Origin of the sequence: Leifsonia naganoensis (assembly GCF_013410615.1) — a bacterium.
In the GTDB taxonomy this organism is placed as follows: domain Bacteria; phylum Actinomycetota; class Actinomycetes; order Actinomycetales; family Microbacteriaceae; genus Leifsonia; species Leifsonia aquatica.
Map to the genome: position 1 here is coordinate 4143459 of NZ_JACCHJ010000001.1, position 14372 is coordinate 4157830.

At 70.2% G+C, this 14372-nt stretch carries 17 protein-coding genes; 3 read left to right on the forward strand and 14 right to left on the reverse strand.

The genetic code is table 11. From position 1 onward, the window contains the following. Window positions 1–2: 2 nt before the first annotated feature. The 5 genes from frr to HNR14_RS19925 all read right to left on the reverse strand — a co-directional run bounded on the left by frr (window position 3) and on the right by HNR14_RS19925 (window position 5033). Complete coding sequence (gene frr / locus HNR14_RS19905; RefSeq protein WP_021763577.1) at window positions 3–557, reverse strand: ribosome recycling factor; 555 nt, start codon at window positions 555–557, stop codon at window positions 3–5. 86 nt (window positions 558–643) lie between these two features. Beyond that, on the reverse strand, window positions 644–1357 hold the full coding sequence (gene pyrH / locus HNR14_RS19910) for a UMP kinase (protein WP_021763576.1): 714 nt from the start codon (window positions 1355–1357) through the stop codon (window positions 644–646). Between the two features lie 128 nt (window positions 1358–1485). After that, window positions 1486–2316, reverse strand: a complete 831-nt coding sequence (gene tsf / locus HNR14_RS19915; protein WP_021763575.1) for a translation elongation factor Ts — start codon at window positions 2314–2316, stop codon at window positions 1486–1488. A 45-nt stretch (window positions 2317–2361) separates the two neighbouring features. Further along, window positions 2362–3279, reverse strand: a complete 918-nt coding sequence (gene rpsB, locus HNR14_RS19920; protein ID WP_021763574.1) for a 30S ribosomal protein S2 — start codon at window positions 3277–3279, stop codon at window positions 2362–2364. 254 nt (window positions 3280–3533) lie between these two features. After that, window positions 3534–5033 carry a sugar porter family MFS transporter gene (locus HNR14_RS19925; protein WP_179702345.1) on the reverse strand — a complete coding sequence of 500 codons (1500 nt, stop codon included), beginning with the start codon at window positions 5031–5033 and terminating at the stop codon, window positions 3534–3536. Between the two features lie 210 nt (window positions 5034–5243). Here HNR14_RS19925 and HNR14_RS19930 point away from each other — a divergent pair, with 210 nt between their 5' ends. Then, a complete protein-coding gene (locus HNR14_RS19930; protein WP_179702346.1) occupies window positions 5244–5903 on the forward strand; it encodes a murein hydrolase activator EnvC family protein in 660 nt (219 codons plus the stop codon). A 23-nt stretch (window positions 5904–5926) separates the two neighbouring features. Here HNR14_RS19930 and HNR14_RS19935 read toward each other — a convergent pair whose 3' ends face one another. After that, window positions 5927–6832, reverse strand: a complete 906-nt coding sequence (locus tag HNR14_RS19935) for a tyrosine recombinase (protein WP_179702347.1) — start codon at window positions 6830–6832, stop codon at window positions 5927–5929. A 108-nt stretch (window positions 6833–6940) separates the two neighbouring features. On the opposite strand from HNR14_RS19935, the gene HNR14_RS19940 reads away from it, so the two are divergent. Beyond that, window positions 6941–7519, forward strand: coding sequence for an ABATE domain-containing protein (locus tag HNR14_RS19940; RefSeq protein WP_179702348.1), 579 nt, complete (start codon window positions 6941–6943; stop codon window positions 7517–7519). Next, on the forward strand, window positions 7516–8139 hold the full coding sequence (locus HNR14_RS19945) for a LysE family transporter (RefSeq protein ID WP_179702349.1): 624 nt from the start codon (window positions 7516–7518) through the stop codon (window positions 8137–8139). Before HNR14_RS19940 ends, HNR14_RS19945 begins: the two co-directional genes overlap by 4 nt. 11 nt (window positions 8140–8150) lie before the next feature. On the opposite strand, the gene dprA is transcribed toward HNR14_RS19945, so the two are convergent. From dprA to HNR14_RS19985, 8 genes are all read right to left on the reverse strand, one after another. Then, window positions 8151–9410 (reverse strand): DNA-processing protein DprA, encoded by a 1260-nt coding sequence (gene dprA, locus HNR14_RS19950; RefSeq protein WP_179702350.1) that lies wholly within the window; start codon window positions 9408–9410, stop codon window positions 8151–8153. Next, window positions 9407–10948 (reverse strand): YifB family Mg chelatase-like AAA ATPase, encoded by a 1542-nt coding sequence (locus tag HNR14_RS19955; protein WP_179702351.1) that lies wholly within the window; start codon window positions 10946–10948, stop codon window positions 9407–9409. Before HNR14_RS19955 ends, dprA begins: the two co-directional genes overlap by 4 nt. After that, a complete protein-coding gene (locus tag HNR14_RS19960; protein ID WP_179702352.1) occupies window positions 10948–11304 on the reverse strand; it encodes a YraN family protein in 357 nt (118 codons plus the stop codon). The genes HNR14_RS19955 and HNR14_RS19960 overlap by 1 nt, the downstream gene beginning before the upstream one ends. Before the next feature lie 105 nt (window positions 11305–11409). Further along, on the reverse strand, window positions 11410–11733 hold the full coding sequence (locus HNR14_RS19965; RefSeq protein ID WP_018190696.1) for a DUF2469 family protein: 324 nt from the start codon (window positions 11731–11733) through the stop codon (window positions 11410–11412). Window positions 11734–11762: 29 nt separating this feature from the next. After that, on the reverse strand, window positions 11763–12425 hold the full coding sequence (locus HNR14_RS19970; RefSeq protein WP_179702773.1) for a ribonuclease HII: 663 nt from the start codon (window positions 12423–12425) through the stop codon (window positions 11763–11765). Next, a complete protein-coding gene (gene lepB / locus HNR14_RS19975) occupies window positions 12425–13171 on the reverse strand; it encodes a signal peptidase I (RefSeq protein ID WP_179702353.1) in 747 nt (248 codons plus the stop codon). Before lepB ends, HNR14_RS19970 begins: the two co-directional genes overlap by 1 nt. An 88-nt stretch (window positions 13172–13259) precedes the next feature. Further along, complete coding sequence (gene rplS, locus HNR14_RS19980) at window positions 13260–13607, reverse strand: 50S ribosomal protein L19 (RefSeq protein ID WP_021758182.1); 348 nt, start codon at window positions 13605–13607, stop codon at window positions 13260–13262. A 195-nt stretch (window positions 13608–13802) separates the two neighbouring features. Continuing rightward, the gene (locus tag HNR14_RS19985) at window positions 13803–14300 is read right to left on the reverse strand and encodes a hypothetical protein (RefSeq protein ID WP_179702354.1); all 498 of its coding nucleotides are present in this window, start codon (window positions 14298–14300) and stop codon (window positions 13803–13805) included. Between the last annotated feature and the right edge of the window lie 72 nt (window positions 14301–14372).

A 14372-nucleotide genomic window follows, 5' to 3' on the forward strand; every position in this document is an offset into this window, starting at 1 on the left:
GGTTAGACCTCGAGGAGCTCGGCTTCCTTGCGCTTCAACGCCTCGTCGACGGCCTCGACGTGCGTGCGCGTGATGGTCTCCAGCTCCTTCTCGCCACGCGCCACCTCGTCGTCGCCGACCTCGCCCTTGAGGGCGTCCAGGTCGTCCTTCGCCTTGCGGCGGATGTTGCGGAGCGCGACCTTGGCGTCCTCGCCCTTGCCGCGGACGATCTTGACGAACTCCTTGCGGCGGTCCTCGGTCAGCTCGGGGAGCGTGACGCGGACGATCTCGCCGTCGTTGCCGACGTTCGCGGAGAGGCTCGGCATCGCGACGATGGCCTTCTCGATCTCCTTCAGCGCCGACTTGTCGTACGGCGTGACGAGGAGGACGCGCGCCTCCGGGTTCTGCAGACCGGCCAGCTGGGCCAGCGGGGTCGGCGAGCCGTAGTAGTCCACGAGGACCTTCTGGAAGAGCGCCGGGTTGGCACGGCCCGCGCTCACGGTGCCGAAGTCCTCCTTCGCCGCGTCCACGGTCTTGCTCATACGCTGGCGGACGTCGGAAATCACATCGGCGATCACGGTTTCTCCTTCAGATCGGTCAATCGGGTTCTAGTCTAGAGCCCCGGCACCGCGCCAGGCGGCGGGGCGGGCCCGGCGGGGGCCGGTCAGCCGAGCAGGGTGCCGATCTCGGCGCCCAGCAGCGCGGCCGTCACGTTGCCGGCCGGCTCGATGCCGAAGATGCGCATGGGCATCCCGTTGTCCATGCAGAGGCTGAGCGCGGTCGAGTCGACGGCCTTCAGGTTCTGCTGCAGAGCCTCCTGGTGGCTGATGTGGTCGATCTTGCGTGCGTCGGGGTTGGTGCGCGGGTCGTCGTCGTACATCCCGTCGACGCCGTTCTTGGCGACCAGGACGACGTCAGCGCTGATCTCCAGCGCGCGCTGGGCGGCGACCGTGTCCGTCGAGAAGTACGGGAGGCCGGCGCCGGCACCGAAGATCACGACGCGGCCCTTCTCGAGGTGGCGCTCGGCACGGCGCGGGATGTAGGGCTCGGCGACCTGGGTCATCGAGATCGCCGACTGCACGCGCGTCTCGGCGCCGGCCTGCTCGAGGAAGTCCTGCAGCGCGAGGGAGTTCATCACGGTGCCGAGCATGCCCATGTAGTCGGCACGACCGCGATCCATGCCTCGCTGGGAGAGCTCCGCACCGCGGAAGAAGTTGCCTCCGCCGACGACGATCGCGATCTCGACGTCTTCGGCTGCCTGGGCGATCTCGCGGGCGATGCCGCTGACGATGTCGGGGTTGACGCCGAGCTGCCCGGCGCCGAACGCCTCGCCGGAGAGCTTGAGAAGGACCCTGCGCCTCTTGGTTGCTGCCGACATGCGTGATTGGTCCTTCCGTGACTGATTCGTTCTTACGCTAGTGCGTGGTGTGTCGTGCGCCTATGGGTGGGCGCACAGAAAAGGAGTCCGGATCGCTGGTGAGCGATCCGGACTCCTTCATCGGTGCTTTAGGCGCCGACCTTGAACCGGGCGAAGCCGGACACGGTGAGACCCGAGTCCTTCAGCACCTGGGCGATGGTCAGCTTGTTGTCGCGGGCGTACTCCTGCTCGAGCAGGGCGACCTGCTTGAAGAACGCACCGAGGCGACCCTCGATGATCTTCGGGAGCGCGGCCTCCGGCTTGCCCTCGTTGCGCGAGATCTCCTCGACGATGCGACGCTCGTTCTCGACCTCGGCGGCCGGGACGTCCTCACGGGTGAGGTAGGTCGGGTTGGCGAACGAGATGTGCTGCGCGATGCTGCGGGCGGTCTCCGCGTCGTCGCCGGCGTAGCCGACCACGACACCGACCTGCGGCGGCAGGTCCTTGGAGGTCTTGTGCAGGTAGATCGCGAAGTGCTCGCCCGAGACCGAGGCGACGCGGCGGAGCTCCACCTTCTCGCCCAGGATGGCGGCCTCGTCACCGATGAGCTCGGCGACGGTCTGGCTGCCGGCGGGGGCGGCCAGGGCCTCCTCGACGGTGGTCGCGCCCGCGGCGGCCGCCGCGTCCAGGACCTTGTCGGCCAGGGCGATGAACTTCTCGCCCTTCGCCACGAAGTCGGTCTCGCACGCGAGCTCGATCATGGTGGCGGAGCCGTTGCCGTTCTCCTTGGCCGCGACGAGGCCCTCGCTGGTGGAGCGGTCGGCACGCTTCGCGTTGCCCTTCGCACCCTTCAGGCGCAGGATCTCGGTCGCCTTCTCGATGTCGCCGCCGGCCTCTTCGAGCGCCTTCTTGGTGTCGACCATGCCCGTGCCGAGCTGCTCGCGCAGGGCCTTGATGTCAGCGATGCTGATGTTTGCCATGTTCTGACTGGAACCTTCTTGTCGAAAGCGGGTGTGGGGTGGGGACTACTTGGTCTCGGCCTCGGCGTCGGCAACGGCCTCCGCCTCGGCTGCGACCTCAGCGTCCGCCTCGCCCTCGGCGATGACCTCGGCGGAGTCCGCCTCGGCCTCGGCGAGGTCGGCGTCGGCCGCCTTCTCGGTCTCGGCGCTCGACTGCACCTCGGCCTGGCCCTGGAGCAGCTCCTGCTCCCACTCGGCGAGCGGCTCGGCCGGCTCGGTGCCCTCTTCGGGCTTCTGGTGACGCTGGATGAGGCCCTCGGCCGCGGCGTCGGCGACGATGCGGGTCAGGAGGCCGACCGAGCGGATGGCGTCGTCGTTACCCGGGATCGGGTACTGGACCTCGTCCGGGTCGCAGTTCGTGTCGAGGATGGCGATGACCGGGATGCCCAGCTTCTTCGCCTCGTCGATCGCGAGGTGCTCCTTCTTGGTGTCGACGACCCAGAGCGCGCTCGGGGTCTTCGTCAGGTTGCGGATACCGCCGAGCGACTTGTGCAGCTTGTCCAGCTCGCGCTTCTTGATCAGCAGCTCCTTCTTGGTGAAGCCGCTGGTGGTGCCCTCGAAGTCGAGCTCCTCGAGCTCCTTCATGCGGGCGAGGCGCTTGGACACGGTCTGGAAGTTGGTCAGCAGACCACCCAGCCAGCGCTGGTTGACGTAGGGCTGGCCCACGCGGGTCGCCTGCTCGGCGATCGCCTGCTGCGCCTGCTTCTTCGTGCCGACGAAGAGAATGGTGCCGCCGTGGGCGACCGTCTCGCGGACGAAGTCGTAGGTCTTGTCGATGTACGTGAGCGACTGCTGCAGGTCGATGATGTAGCTGCCCGAGCGCTCCGTGAGGATGAATCGCTTCATCTTCGGGTTCCAGCGGCGGGTCTGGTGTCCGAAGTGGACGCCGCTGTCGAGCAGCTGGCGCATGGTGACGACGGCCATTGCCGTTTCTCCTTGTGTTTGACGCGCCCGGCGTGATGTTCGACGCTCGGGTGCGGTGTGCGGTTGTCCACGGCGGCCGGCGGCCACCGCTCCTGGTGCCCCGCGCACCTCCGCTCCCCGTTCGTCCCGCGCGGAAGAACCGCGAGGATGTGTGAGGGAGACCGGTGGAAGTGCGCCCCACCCTGCGGGTGTCCGGGCACGCGTAGTCACTCCGACGAGCGGAGTGCTTCGCACATCCTATCAGGAACGGTGAGTCACGCGGAGTCGCCGCTGGAGCGCACCTGCGGCCCGCGCCCGCGACCCTTCGCGTTGGTGAACAGGGTCTCCGCCTGCTCGAGCGCCATGCCGTTCGTCTCGGGGATCTTGAAGAACACGAAGAAGAACGACAGGGCGGCGAAGAACGCGTACATCCCGTACGTGAACACCAGGGAGAAGTCGGCCATCGGCGGGAAGGACACGGTGATGAGGAAGTTGGCGATCCACTGGGCCGCCGCCGCGAGTCCGAGCGCCTTGCCGCGGATCTTCGTGGGGAAGATCTCTCCCAGCAGCACCCAGACCAGCGGGCCCCACGAGGCGCCGAAGCAGATCACGAAGATGTTCGCGGCCACGAGGGCGATCGGACCCCACGCGCCCGGGAGGCTCACGGCGCCGTCCGCTCCCTTGTCCGCGAAGGCGAACGCGAGCGCCATCGTGCCGAGCGAGACCGCCATGCCGACCGAGCCGGTGAGGAGGATGGGGCGGCGGCCGATGCGGTCCACCAGCAGGATGGCGACGACGGTGACCACCACGTTCGTGATCGACGTGATCACGCTGATGGTCAGCGAGTCCGCCTTCGTGAAGCCCACCGCGCTCCACAGCGTCGTCGAGTAGTAGAAGATCACGTTGATGCCGACGAACTGCTGGAACACCGACAGGATGATGCCGATCCAGACGATGCCCTTCAGTCCCAGCACATTGCCGCGCAGGGTCGCCTTGAGGCCCTCCTTGTCCGCCTTGATCGAGTCCTCGATGTCCTTGATCGACCGGTCGAGGTCCTCTGCGGGGACGAGGGTCTGGAACACCTTGCGCGCTTCGTCGCGACGGCCCGTCGCCAGCAGGAAGCGCGGCGACTCCGGGACGGTCAGGGCGATGATGCCGTAGACGGCCGAGGGGATGACGCCGACGAGGAACATCCACCGCCAGGCCTCCAGCCCGAACCAGATCTCGCGCGACGGGTTGCCGTTCGCGAGCAGGGCGTCGGAGAGGAGCGCGGCGAAGATACCGATGGTGATCGCCAGCTGCTGCAGCGAGGCCAGTCCGCCACGGCGCTGACGGGGCGCGATCTCGGCGATGTACGCCGGCGCCACGACGGACGCGATGCCGATGCCGAGACCGCCCACCACGCGCCACAGCCCGAGGTCCCAGACCGAGAACGCGAGGCCGGCTCCGATGGAGCTGACGAAGAACAGGACGGCGCCGAGGAGCATGACCTTGAGCCGGCCCCAGCGGTCGGCGAGCCGGCCGGCGATGTACGCGCCGAGCGCGCAGCCCAGGAGGGCGACCGCGACGACGAAGCCCTTGACGAACGCGTTCAGCTCGAAGTGCGTGCCGATCGAGTCGACCGCTCCGTTGATGACGGACGAGTCGAAACCGAAGAGGAAGCCGCCGACGGCCGCCGCGATGGCCAGTCCCGTCGCCTTGCGCCGCATCGCGCCACTGGGCTGGTGGGTGACCTCGTTCCCGGCCTCATCGGTGCCGCTGCGTTGTCCTGACATGTCTTCCCCTTGTTCGGTTGTGTCCCGCCGTGGTCCGCTGGCCCCGCCCTGGCGAGCGCGAACCGGCGCTAGACACGGTACGCCCGGATCGCCGCAGGGCAATATCGACATGCGTCGGATGTGCAGAATGACCGTTCTCCACCGTTCGCGCTCGCGCCCCGCCATCCGTCCGCCGCCCCACGAGGGTGGAGGTGACGGGAGGGGCGCGCGATGGGACGACGGGGCAGGGAGATCGCGGGCGGCGGTGCCGCCGAGCGGGTGCGGCGGGTGCGGGCGTGGCGGGTGCGGGCGTGGCGGGTGCGTGCTCTCGTCCTGGTGGCGGCGGGAGTGGTGGTGACCGGTGCGCCGGCGGGTGCCGCGGCCGTGCTCGCGCCCGGTTCTGCCGTTGCGCACGCCACGCCCGTGATCGATCCGGCCGCGTCGACGCCGGCGCGCGCCACCGCGCCCGGCTCCGCGCCGCGGTGGGCGTGGCCGGTCATGCCGCCCCGGGTGGTCGACGCCTACGCCGCTCCCCCGACGCCGTACGCCGCCGGGCACCGCGGCATCGACCTGGCCGCGACGCCCGAGCTGCACGTGACGGCGCCGGCCGATGCGACGGTCCGGTTCGCCGGGGTCGTCGTGGACCGGCCGGTACTCACGCTGGACCACGGCGGCGGCGTGCTCTCGAGCTACGAGCCGCTGGCGACGGACCTCATCGCCGGTCAGTCCGTCGCACGTGGCTCTGTGATCGGCCTCCTGGCATCGGGTGGACACTGCGCCGACTCGTGCCTCCACGTCGGCGTGCGGGTGGACGGCGCCTACGTCTCGCCGCTGTTGTTCTTCGACCGGGTGCCGCCGTCGGTGCTGCTGCCCCTCGGCCGCTACGGGTGACGCGGGTGTCAGAGGCGGGCGTATCAGGCGCGCGGGTGCGCGATCCGGTAGCTCTCCTTGAGCCGCTCCGTGGAGACGTGCGTGTAGATCTGGGTGGTGCCGAGGCTGGCGTGGCCGAGGATCTCCTGCACGGCGCGCAGGTCCGCGCCCCCGTCCAGGAGGTGCGTGGCTGCGGTGTGGCGGAGGGCGTGCGGTCCCGCCGGCCCTGATCCCGGGATCCCCTCGAGCAGCCCGGCGACGAGTTCGTAGACGGCGCGGGTGCCGAGGCGTCCGCCGCGCGCACCGAGCAGCAGCGCCGGTCCGGAGCGCGCGACGGCGAGGGCAGGCCGCGCCTCCGCGAGGTAACGGCGGAGGATGTTGCGGGCGGGCACGCCGAACGGGACGACGCGTTCTTTCGCACCCTTGCCCAGCACTCGCACGGTGAGCCGGTCGAGGTCGACGTCGTCCACGTCGAGCCCGGTCAACTCGGATACGCGCACGCCCGTGGCGTAGAGCAGCTCGATGACGGTCAGGTCGCGCAACGCGCCCGGATCGCCGTCGGCTGCGAGGGCGGCGAGCGCCGCGAGGAGCTCGTCCATCTGCGACCGCGTGATGACGCGCGGGAGGGTCTTGTCCGCCCGGGGTGCCCGGAGGCGCGCGGCGGGGTCCACGGTCTCGCCTCCGGTGCGGGTCACCCAGGCGCTGAACCCGCGCGCCGTCGCGGAGCGTCGCGCGAGCGTGGCTTTGGCGAGACCACGCTGGGATCCTTCCCAGAGCCAGTCGCGCAGCACGTCGAGGGTGAGTCCGTCCGTGTCCGCCACCGTGCGTTCGGCGGCGAACGCGGCGAGCGCCGCGAGGTCGGACCGGTAGGCGCGCACCGTCTGAGCGGAGTACCCGCGCTCGACCTGGAGGTGGCGCGCGTACCCGTCGATCGCGTCCGGGAGTTGCACTCTCCCAGCATCCCCCGCGTACACGTGCCCCGGCTGCAGCGACCCTCGATGATTCGTTCCGTGTAATGGTTTTTGCACAACTTGGCATTACGGAGCCATGATGGCAGCGTGATTCCTCGCAGACGTTGGATGTGGCTGGGCGACCATCTGGCCGTCGACTTCGTCAATACGACGATCGGACTGGGCGATCAGCGGGAGGAGCTCATCGGCACCGTCGACGAGTTCCTGGGCTGGATCGACGCCGAGCCGGCCTGGTTGCCCGCCCTCGTCGGCGACCGGGTGGACCTCGCGGTGGTCGTGGCGCAGCGGGACGCAACGAGTCGGCTCCTGCACGCGGCCGCGCTGCACGCCGACCTCGACGCCGACGATGTGGACCTCATCAACGACCGTGTCGTCGCGGCCGGCGTGACGAGGCTTCTCGGGATCGGGACCGGTGCCGGCGCGAGCCGGTTGGCGGCCGGGACCGGCTTCCCGGGCCTTCTCGGCGTTCTGGCGGCGGCGACCGTCGATCTCCTCGCCCGCGACGATCTGGGGGCGATCGCGGTGTGCGAGGCACCCGGTTGCGGTCAGATCTTCCATCGGTCGCGGCGCAACCAGCGGTGGTGCAGTCCGGGGTGCGGCAACCGTGCGCGCGTCGACCGGCATCGGCATCAGAACCCCGCCGCCGGCGTGGCGCTGTCGCTGTGATCGACGTCTCGGTCATCCCTGTCTTCCTCCTTGCCAGCCTGTTCATCTGCATCGCACCGGGCACCGACATGGCGTACATGCTCGCGGTCGGCATCACGGGAGGCCGGAGCGCAGCGCTACGCGCCTCGGCCGGGGTCGCCCTCGGCGTGCTTGTCTACTCCGTGGTCGTCGCGGCCGGAGTCGGAGAGCTCGTCCGGCAGTACCCGTGGTCATTGAGCGTTATCCGCGTCGTGGGCGGCGTCTACCTGATCTGGTTGTCCGCCCGCGCATTCCTCGATGCACGCCGGGGCGCGTCGTTCGCGGCCAGCCCACGCACGACGCGCTGGTTCCGCCAGGGGCTCGTGGTGAATCTCACCAACCCGAAGATGGCGCTGTTCTTCCTGGCCTTCCTCCCGCAGTTCCTGGGCTCGGCCGCGTCGAGCGTCGCGCAGTTCATCGTGCTCGGCCTCTGCTTCATGCTCATCGGCTACATCGTGGACACGGCCGTCGGTCTCCTGGCCAGCACGCTCCAGCGCCGCCTGGCCGCCAAGCCATCCGCGGGCCGGACCCTGAGCGTCGCCGCAGGAGTTGTCTACCTCTGCCTCGCGGGTCTCGTCGCCTGGGAACTGGTCGCGGGCTAGCCCTGTCGGCGTCACCGGGTGGCCTCCCAGCCCGTCGCGGTGGAGCGGACGGCGCCGGAGAGGCTGAGGCGGCCGAGCGCGGCGGTGACCGAGGGCAGCGTGAGTCCCGTGACCTGGGACAGCTCGTCCGTCTCGCGACCGCCGCGGATGGACGCAGCGGCGAGCACGGCGCGGTCGTCCGCGCTGCTGCCCAGCCCGTCGGCATCGTCCCCGTCGTCCGGCCCACCCGACGCGCCCAGCGGGTCGGCGATCTCGGCCATCTCGTCGACCGTCGTGACACAGGTCGCGGCGTATTCGCGGATGAGGCGGTGGCAGCCCGCCGACGCCGGCGAGGTCACCGGACCGGGCACAGCGCCGAGCGGCCGACCGATCTCGGCGGCGTGCCCGGCGGTGTTGAGGGAGCCGGAGCGATGGCCGGCCTCGACGACGACCGTCGCACCACTGACGGCGGCGATGAGCCGGTTGCGCATCAGGAAACGCCATCGCGTCGGTGTCGAACCGCACGGCAGCTCCCCGACGAGGAGCCCGGTCTCGGCGACCCGGCGGAGCAGGTCGCTGTGACCGGCCGGATAGAGGCGGTCCACTCCCCCGGCGAGGAAGGCGACGGTCACGTGCCCGCTAGCGACCGCCGCGCGGTGTGCGGCACCGTCGATGCCGTACGCACCGCCCGACACGATGGCGAAGCCCCGATCGCCGAGGCCGGCCGCGCTCTCCATGGCGACGTGCTCGCCGTACCCGGTCGCGGCGCGGGCGCCGACGAGGGAGACGGACCGCTCCAGTGCCGCGAGCCGCTCCGGGTCCCCGCGCAGCCACAGGGCGAGAGGCTCGCCTGCGCCCAGCGCGGAGAGGCCCTCGGGCCACCCGGTCGCCTCGGGTGTGAGAAGCCGAGCGCCCACATGCGCCGCCATCTCGAGCGCTCTCACCCCGCTCTCCGGCGAACCCTTCGCACGCCAGCGCGTCAGGGCGTCCGTCATCCGGGCACGCTGACGAGCGCTGGATGCGTCGCCTCCGATGCGGCCGAGCACCTCTCCGCCCTCGAGCTCCTCGACGACGCAGAGGAGCGCCGCCGCGGGACCGAGGGCATTCACGAGCGCGCCGGCATCGGTGTCACCGGGCTCGATCATGGTGCCGAGCGCCACCCGAGCGAATTCCACCTCCAGTGCCGCCCGCTCGGAGGACGGTCCGCCCTCTACCCCTCGGACCGAGACGGCCGCCAGAAGCTCTGCGATCGTGCGGTGCGGGACGCCCACGAACGTGTCGACGCCGCTCATGCGCCGATACCCCTGCGCAGGAACAACGCACGACCGATGTGGTCCGCGGACGGCCCCGCGACGCCGTCGAGATCAGCGAGGGTCCACGCCAGCCGGAGCGCGCGGTCGTACCCGCGCATCGTGATCGCACCCCGCTCCAGGGCACGGTCCAGCGGGCCGATCGCTGCCGGCCCGATCCGGCGTGCGCCCGCCCGCAGCCACGTGCCCGCCACATCGGCGTTGCGCCGCCATCCCGTGCCCGCGAGGCGGGACCGGGCGACCTGACGTGCTGCCTCCACGCGCTCTCGGAGGACCGCACTGGTCCGTGCGGCACGCTCCCCGTCGGCGCCGGAGCGCAGAGCGGCCAGCCCGAGCCGCCGCACCGTGAGGTGGATGTCGACCCGATCGAGCAACGGACCCGACATCCGCGCCAGGTAGCGGCGGCGGGCGATCGGGGTGCAGGTGCACTCCTCGTCCACCGAGCCGTAGCGCCCGCACGGGCACGGGTTCGAGGCCAGCACGAGCTGGAAGCGGGCGGGGAACGTCGCGGCGCCGCTCGCCCGGTGGATGCTGACCGCTCCCGATTCGAGGGGCTGCCGCAGCGCGTCGAGGACGGAGGGCGGGAACTCCGCCGCTTCGTCGAGGAAGAGCACGCCATTGGTCGCCCGGACGATGGCGCCGGGAACGATGCGCCCGCTCCCGCCACCGACGAGCGAGACGGCACTGGCGGTGTGGTGGGGCGCTTCGAACGGCGGACGACGCACGAGCCCGCCGCCGATCCCGAGTCCGGCGAGCGAGCGGATGGAGGTGGACTCCAGCGCCTCGGCGCCCGTCAGGTCCGGCAACAACGACGGGAGACGCCGGGCGAGCATCGTCTTACCCGCTCCCGGCGGCCCGACCATGGCGACGTGGTGCCCGCCCGCGGCGGCCGCGACGAGGGCGTCCACCGCTTCGTCGTTGCCGGCGACATCGGCGAGATCGGGTTCGTCCGGCTCACTCAGATCGAGCGCAGGGCCCTCGACGGGGTCGAGCTCGATCGGATCGAGTTCGGCGCCGTGCGCGATCGCTGCGGCGCGCAGCCCCGCCACCGCCACGACATCCACGCCATCGACGAGTTCCGCCTCCGCCGAGTTCGCGGTCGGGACGAGGACGCGCCGGAACCCGGCGTCGCGCGCGGCCAACACGGCCGGCAGCACTCCGGGCACGGGCCGGAGACGCCCGTCCAGGCCCAGCTCCCCCAGGTGGACGGCACGCGAAGCCGACTCCGCCGGGACGTCGCCGGCGGCGGCCAGCGCGGCGATCGCGATGGCCAGGTCGAACCCGCTGCCCTGTTTGCGCAGCGACGCCGGCGACAGGTTGACGGTCAGCTTGCGCTGGGTGAGCGGGCTGCCCGCGTTGACCGCGGCCGCGCTCACCCTCTTCCGCGACTCACCGAGCGCGGCATCCGGCAACCCGATGAGCACGAACGCCGGCAGTCCGGCGGAGATGTCCGCCTCCACCTCGACGATGTCCCCCCGGACCCCGGTCAGCGCCACGGCGAACGCCCGTGCGAGCGCCATCACGCCACCCCGCGCAGGTGCTCGATCGACGGTTCGCTGCTCCACGCGTCGATCACGGCGACCGCGTCGATCCGGATCGCTCCGGCGACCGGCCCGTGCGCATGGCACCACTCGGCGACCAGCCGGCGCAGGCGCGCGCGCTTGGCCGCGGTGATCGCCTCGAACGGATGGCCGTACGCGACCGACGTGCGCGTCTTCACCTCGACGAAGACCGTCGCCGCGCCCTCCCGCACGACGAGGTCGATCTCGCCCGCCGTGCACCGCCAATTGCGCTGGAGCACGACGCATCCCGCCGCCTCGAGCCACTTCGCCGCCACCACTTCACCGCGGCGACCGAGTTCGTCCTTCTCTGCCATGTGTTCCTCCCGCCACCAGCCTCGGTGGAGGGAGGCCCAAGCGGGCGCGGAAACGAAGATCAGTGGAGAGAGCGCAGCTCGGCGCGAGGTGTGGAGCGGAACGCGCTACTCGTCGAGCGCGAGCTCCTTGGGGAGCTCGAACTCCTTGCTCGAGAGCTCTTCGATGTTGACGTCCTTGAACGTCAGCACCCGCACGGACTTCACGAAACGGTCGGCGCGGTACACATCCCACACCCACACGTCGTTCATCGTCAGCTCGAAGTAGAAGTCGTGCTCGGTGTCCCGGCGCACGAACTCCACCTCGTTCGCGAGGTAGAAGCGGCGCTCCGTCTCGATCACGTACTTGAACTGCGAGACGACGTCCCGGTACTCGCGATACAAAGCCAACTCGACCTCGCGGTCGTAGTCGTCGAACTCGTCTTCATCCATCGTTCGTCAAGTCTATGCCGGTCCGGGCCTCAGAACGGAATGTCGAGCGTCGCGGTGTCCTTCAGCCAGGTGAGACGGTGCAGTGCGCTCGGCCCCAGCTCGGACAACGCCGCGAAATGCTCGCGCGACGAATAGCCCTTGTTGCTCGCCCAGCCGTAGCCCGGGTACTCCGTGTCGTGCTGGATCATGAGCCGATCCCTGTGCACCTTGGCGATGACGGAAGCCGCCGCCACCGACGCGCAGTCGCGGTCGGCCTTGATCCGGGTGACGACGCGGGCGGGCCGCATCAGGGACGGGTTGAGATAGTCGTAGTTGCCGTCGAGGATGAGCGTGCTGTCGCGCACCTGGGCGCCCTGCTCCTCCAGGTGGGCGAGCGCACGGGCGCCGGCGAGCCCCAGGCACTTCATGATGCCGAGGGAGTCGACCTCCGCGGCGGACGCGAGGCCGACCGCGTGGAACATCGCCCAGCGGCGGCAGGCCGGATCGAGCGCCTCCCGCGCCGGCTCGGGAAGCAGCTTCGAGTCGCGCAGCCCGACCGGGATGCGCTTCACCGCGGTGTCGATCACGACCATCCCGACCGCGACGGGGCCGGCGAGGGCACCGCGGCCGACCTCGTCCACCGCGACGATCGACGTCACGCCGTCGCGGTACAGCGCCTTCTCGAACCGGAGAGTAGGCGTCACCGGGGCCATCATCCTGACTTCTCCTCCACACGTGCGAAGACTTCAGGATAGTCGTCCAACCACGTCCATCGGCTGGCAGGCCAGCTGATCACGAACGCGCGCCCGACCACGTTCGCGAGGGGCACGAACCCGTGCCCCGGCAACGCCTGGTTGCGGGACGAGTCCTGCGAGTCGTACCGGTTGTCGCCCATCACCCACAGCTCGCCCGCAGGCACGGTGACGTCGAACGCGAGGGTGGCCGCGTCGGTCTGGCCGGCGGGGACGACGATGTAGGGCTCGTCGATCGCGACGCCGTTCACCGTCAACCGTCCGCCGGCGGTGCAGCACGCGACCCGGTCGCCCGGCAGGCCGATGATCCGTTTGACGAGGTGGTCGTCGCTGTCGGAGGCGGAGAGGCCCACGAAGGTCAGCGCCGTGTCCACGGCCTGCCCGATCGCGTTCTGCCTGGTCGGCGGGGCCTTCGGCAGCCAGCCTCCCGGATCCCGGAACACGACGACATCGCCACGCGCGAGCGGGAACAACGACGGCTGCAACTCGTTGACGATGATCTTGTCCTGGATCTGCAGCGTGTTCTCCATCGATCCGGAGGGGATGTAGAACGAGCGGACGACGAACGTCTTGACCAGGAAGGAGACCAGCAGCGCGACCACCACGATCACCGCGATGTCACGGACGTACCTCAGCACCGAGCGCTGCCGATCGCGCTCTCCCCCTGACGCCTGCTGTGCGCCGGTGGGTACCGTCTCTTCCGTCATTTAACCGCCTGAGCTCCCGGTCCAGTGTAGGACCGGGAGCTCAGGACGACGGCTACGGAGTGCCGCGCGAGTCGCTGCTGGGAGCAGCTCAGTTGTCGCGCTTCTCCTTGATCTTCGCCTTCTTGCCGCGCAGCTCGCGCAGGTAGTAGAGCTTGGCGCGACGGACGTCACCGCGGGTGACGACCTCGATCTTGTCGATGACCGGCGAGTGGACCGGGAAGGTGCGCTCGACGCCGACCTGGAAGCTGATCTTGCGGACCGTGAAGGTCTCGCGGACGCCTTCGCCCGAGCGGCCGATGACGACGCCCTGGAAGACCTGGACACGCGAGCGCGTGCCTTCGATGATGTTGACGTGCACCTTGACGGTGTCGCCGGCGCGGAACGCGGGGATGTCCGACTTGAGGGACGCGGCGTCCACGTGGTCGAGGATATGCATGGATATTCACTCTCTGTACCCGCCGACAGGTCGGGGACGGATTCAGGGCCGCCTCGCGCTCACGCGGAGACGGACGATCATTCGGTTGGGGTGTGCGCGAGAGATGCTGGCTCCCCTGTGGCAGAGCCTGGCCGCGGCACAAACAACAATTCTGCCATGCCGACCCCTCGATCGCCAAAGCAGGCCGGTCGCCGGTCAGCGCTGCTCGTCGTGCCGTTCTTCGACGACGATGTACTCCACGCTGTCGAGGGGAGGCTCGGGCCGGCGCACCTGCTGCGGCTGCGCCGCGCGCTCGTAGGCGGCGAACGTCTCCTGGACGCGCGCCCGCATGTCGGTGACCAGCTCCCAGAGGACGAGCCAGAAGGTGCCGAGGAAGAACACGACCGCGAGGACGGCCAGCCAGCCGGAGGCGCCCGCCGGGAAGAAGCCGAACGCGATGACGGAGGCGTGCCAGCCCGTCAGCAGGGCGACATCGGCCCAGGAGACCGCGCGCACATCTCGCGCGCTGCGCCGGGCGACGGTGATGCCGCTGACGGCGAGCTGGGCGAGGAAGAGGATCGGGCACAGGATCAGCAGGCCGAGGAAGCTCCAACCGCTCCCCTGGCTGAACGCCGCCCAGCCGATCAGCAGCCACACCGGAAGTACCACGGCGGACGGGAAGAGCCACCAGTAGAACGCCTTGCGGATGATCACGCGACCAGCGTAGCCGCGCGCGCCTGTGCAGCGGCTGCGGGTTCGCCGAGGGCCGAAACCCCGTGGAAGACT

Bases quoted from the DNA above. Each gene is read 5' to 3' on its own strand.
- pyrH (WP_021763576.1), bottom strand. From the start codon at position 1,357: ATGTCGGCAGCAACCAAGAGGCGCAGGGTCCTTCTCAAGCTCTCCGGC.
- HNR14_RS19970 (WP_179702773.1), bottom strand. From the start codon at position 12,425: ATGGCCCCGGTGACGCCTACTCTCCGGTTCGAGAAGGCGCTGTACCGC.
- lepB (WP_179702353.1), bottom strand. From the start codon at position 13,171: ATGACGGAAGAGACGGTACCCACCGGCGCACAGCAGGCGTCAGGGGGA.
- HNR14_RS19960 (WP_179702352.1), bottom strand. From the start codon at position 11,304: ATGGCAGAGAAGGACGAACTCGGTCGCCGCGGTGAAGTGGTGGCGGCG.
- HNR14_RS19955 (WP_179702351.1), bottom strand. From the start codon at position 10,948: ATGGCGCTCGCACGGGCGTTCGCCGTGGCGCTGACCGGGGTCCGGGGG.
- HNR14_RS19930 (WP_179702346.1), top strand. From the start codon at position 5,244: ATGGGACGACGGGGCAGGGAGATCGCGGGCGGCGGTGCCGCCGAGCGG.
- dprA (WP_179702350.1), bottom strand. From the start codon at position 9,410: ATGAGCGGCGTCGACACGTTCGTGGGCGTCCCGCACCGCACGATCGCA.
- rplS (WP_021758182.1), bottom strand. From the start codon at position 13,607: ATGCATATCCTCGACCACGTGGACGCCGCGTCCCTCAAGTCGGACATC.
- HNR14_RS19965 (WP_018190696.1), bottom strand. From the start codon at position 11,733: ATGGATGAAGACGAGTTCGACGACTACGACCGCGAGGTCGAGTTGGCT.
- rpsB (WP_021763574.1), bottom strand. From the start codon at position 3,279: ATGGCCGTCGTCACCATGCGCCAGCTGCTCGACAGCGGCGTCCACTTC.
- tsf (WP_021763575.1), bottom strand. From the start codon at position 2,316: ATGGCAAACATCAGCATCGCTGACATCAAGGCCCTGCGCGAGCAGCTC.
- HNR14_RS19925 (WP_179702345.1), bottom strand. From the start codon at position 5,033: ATGTCAGGACAACGCAGCGGCACCGATGAGGCCGGGAACGAGGTCACC.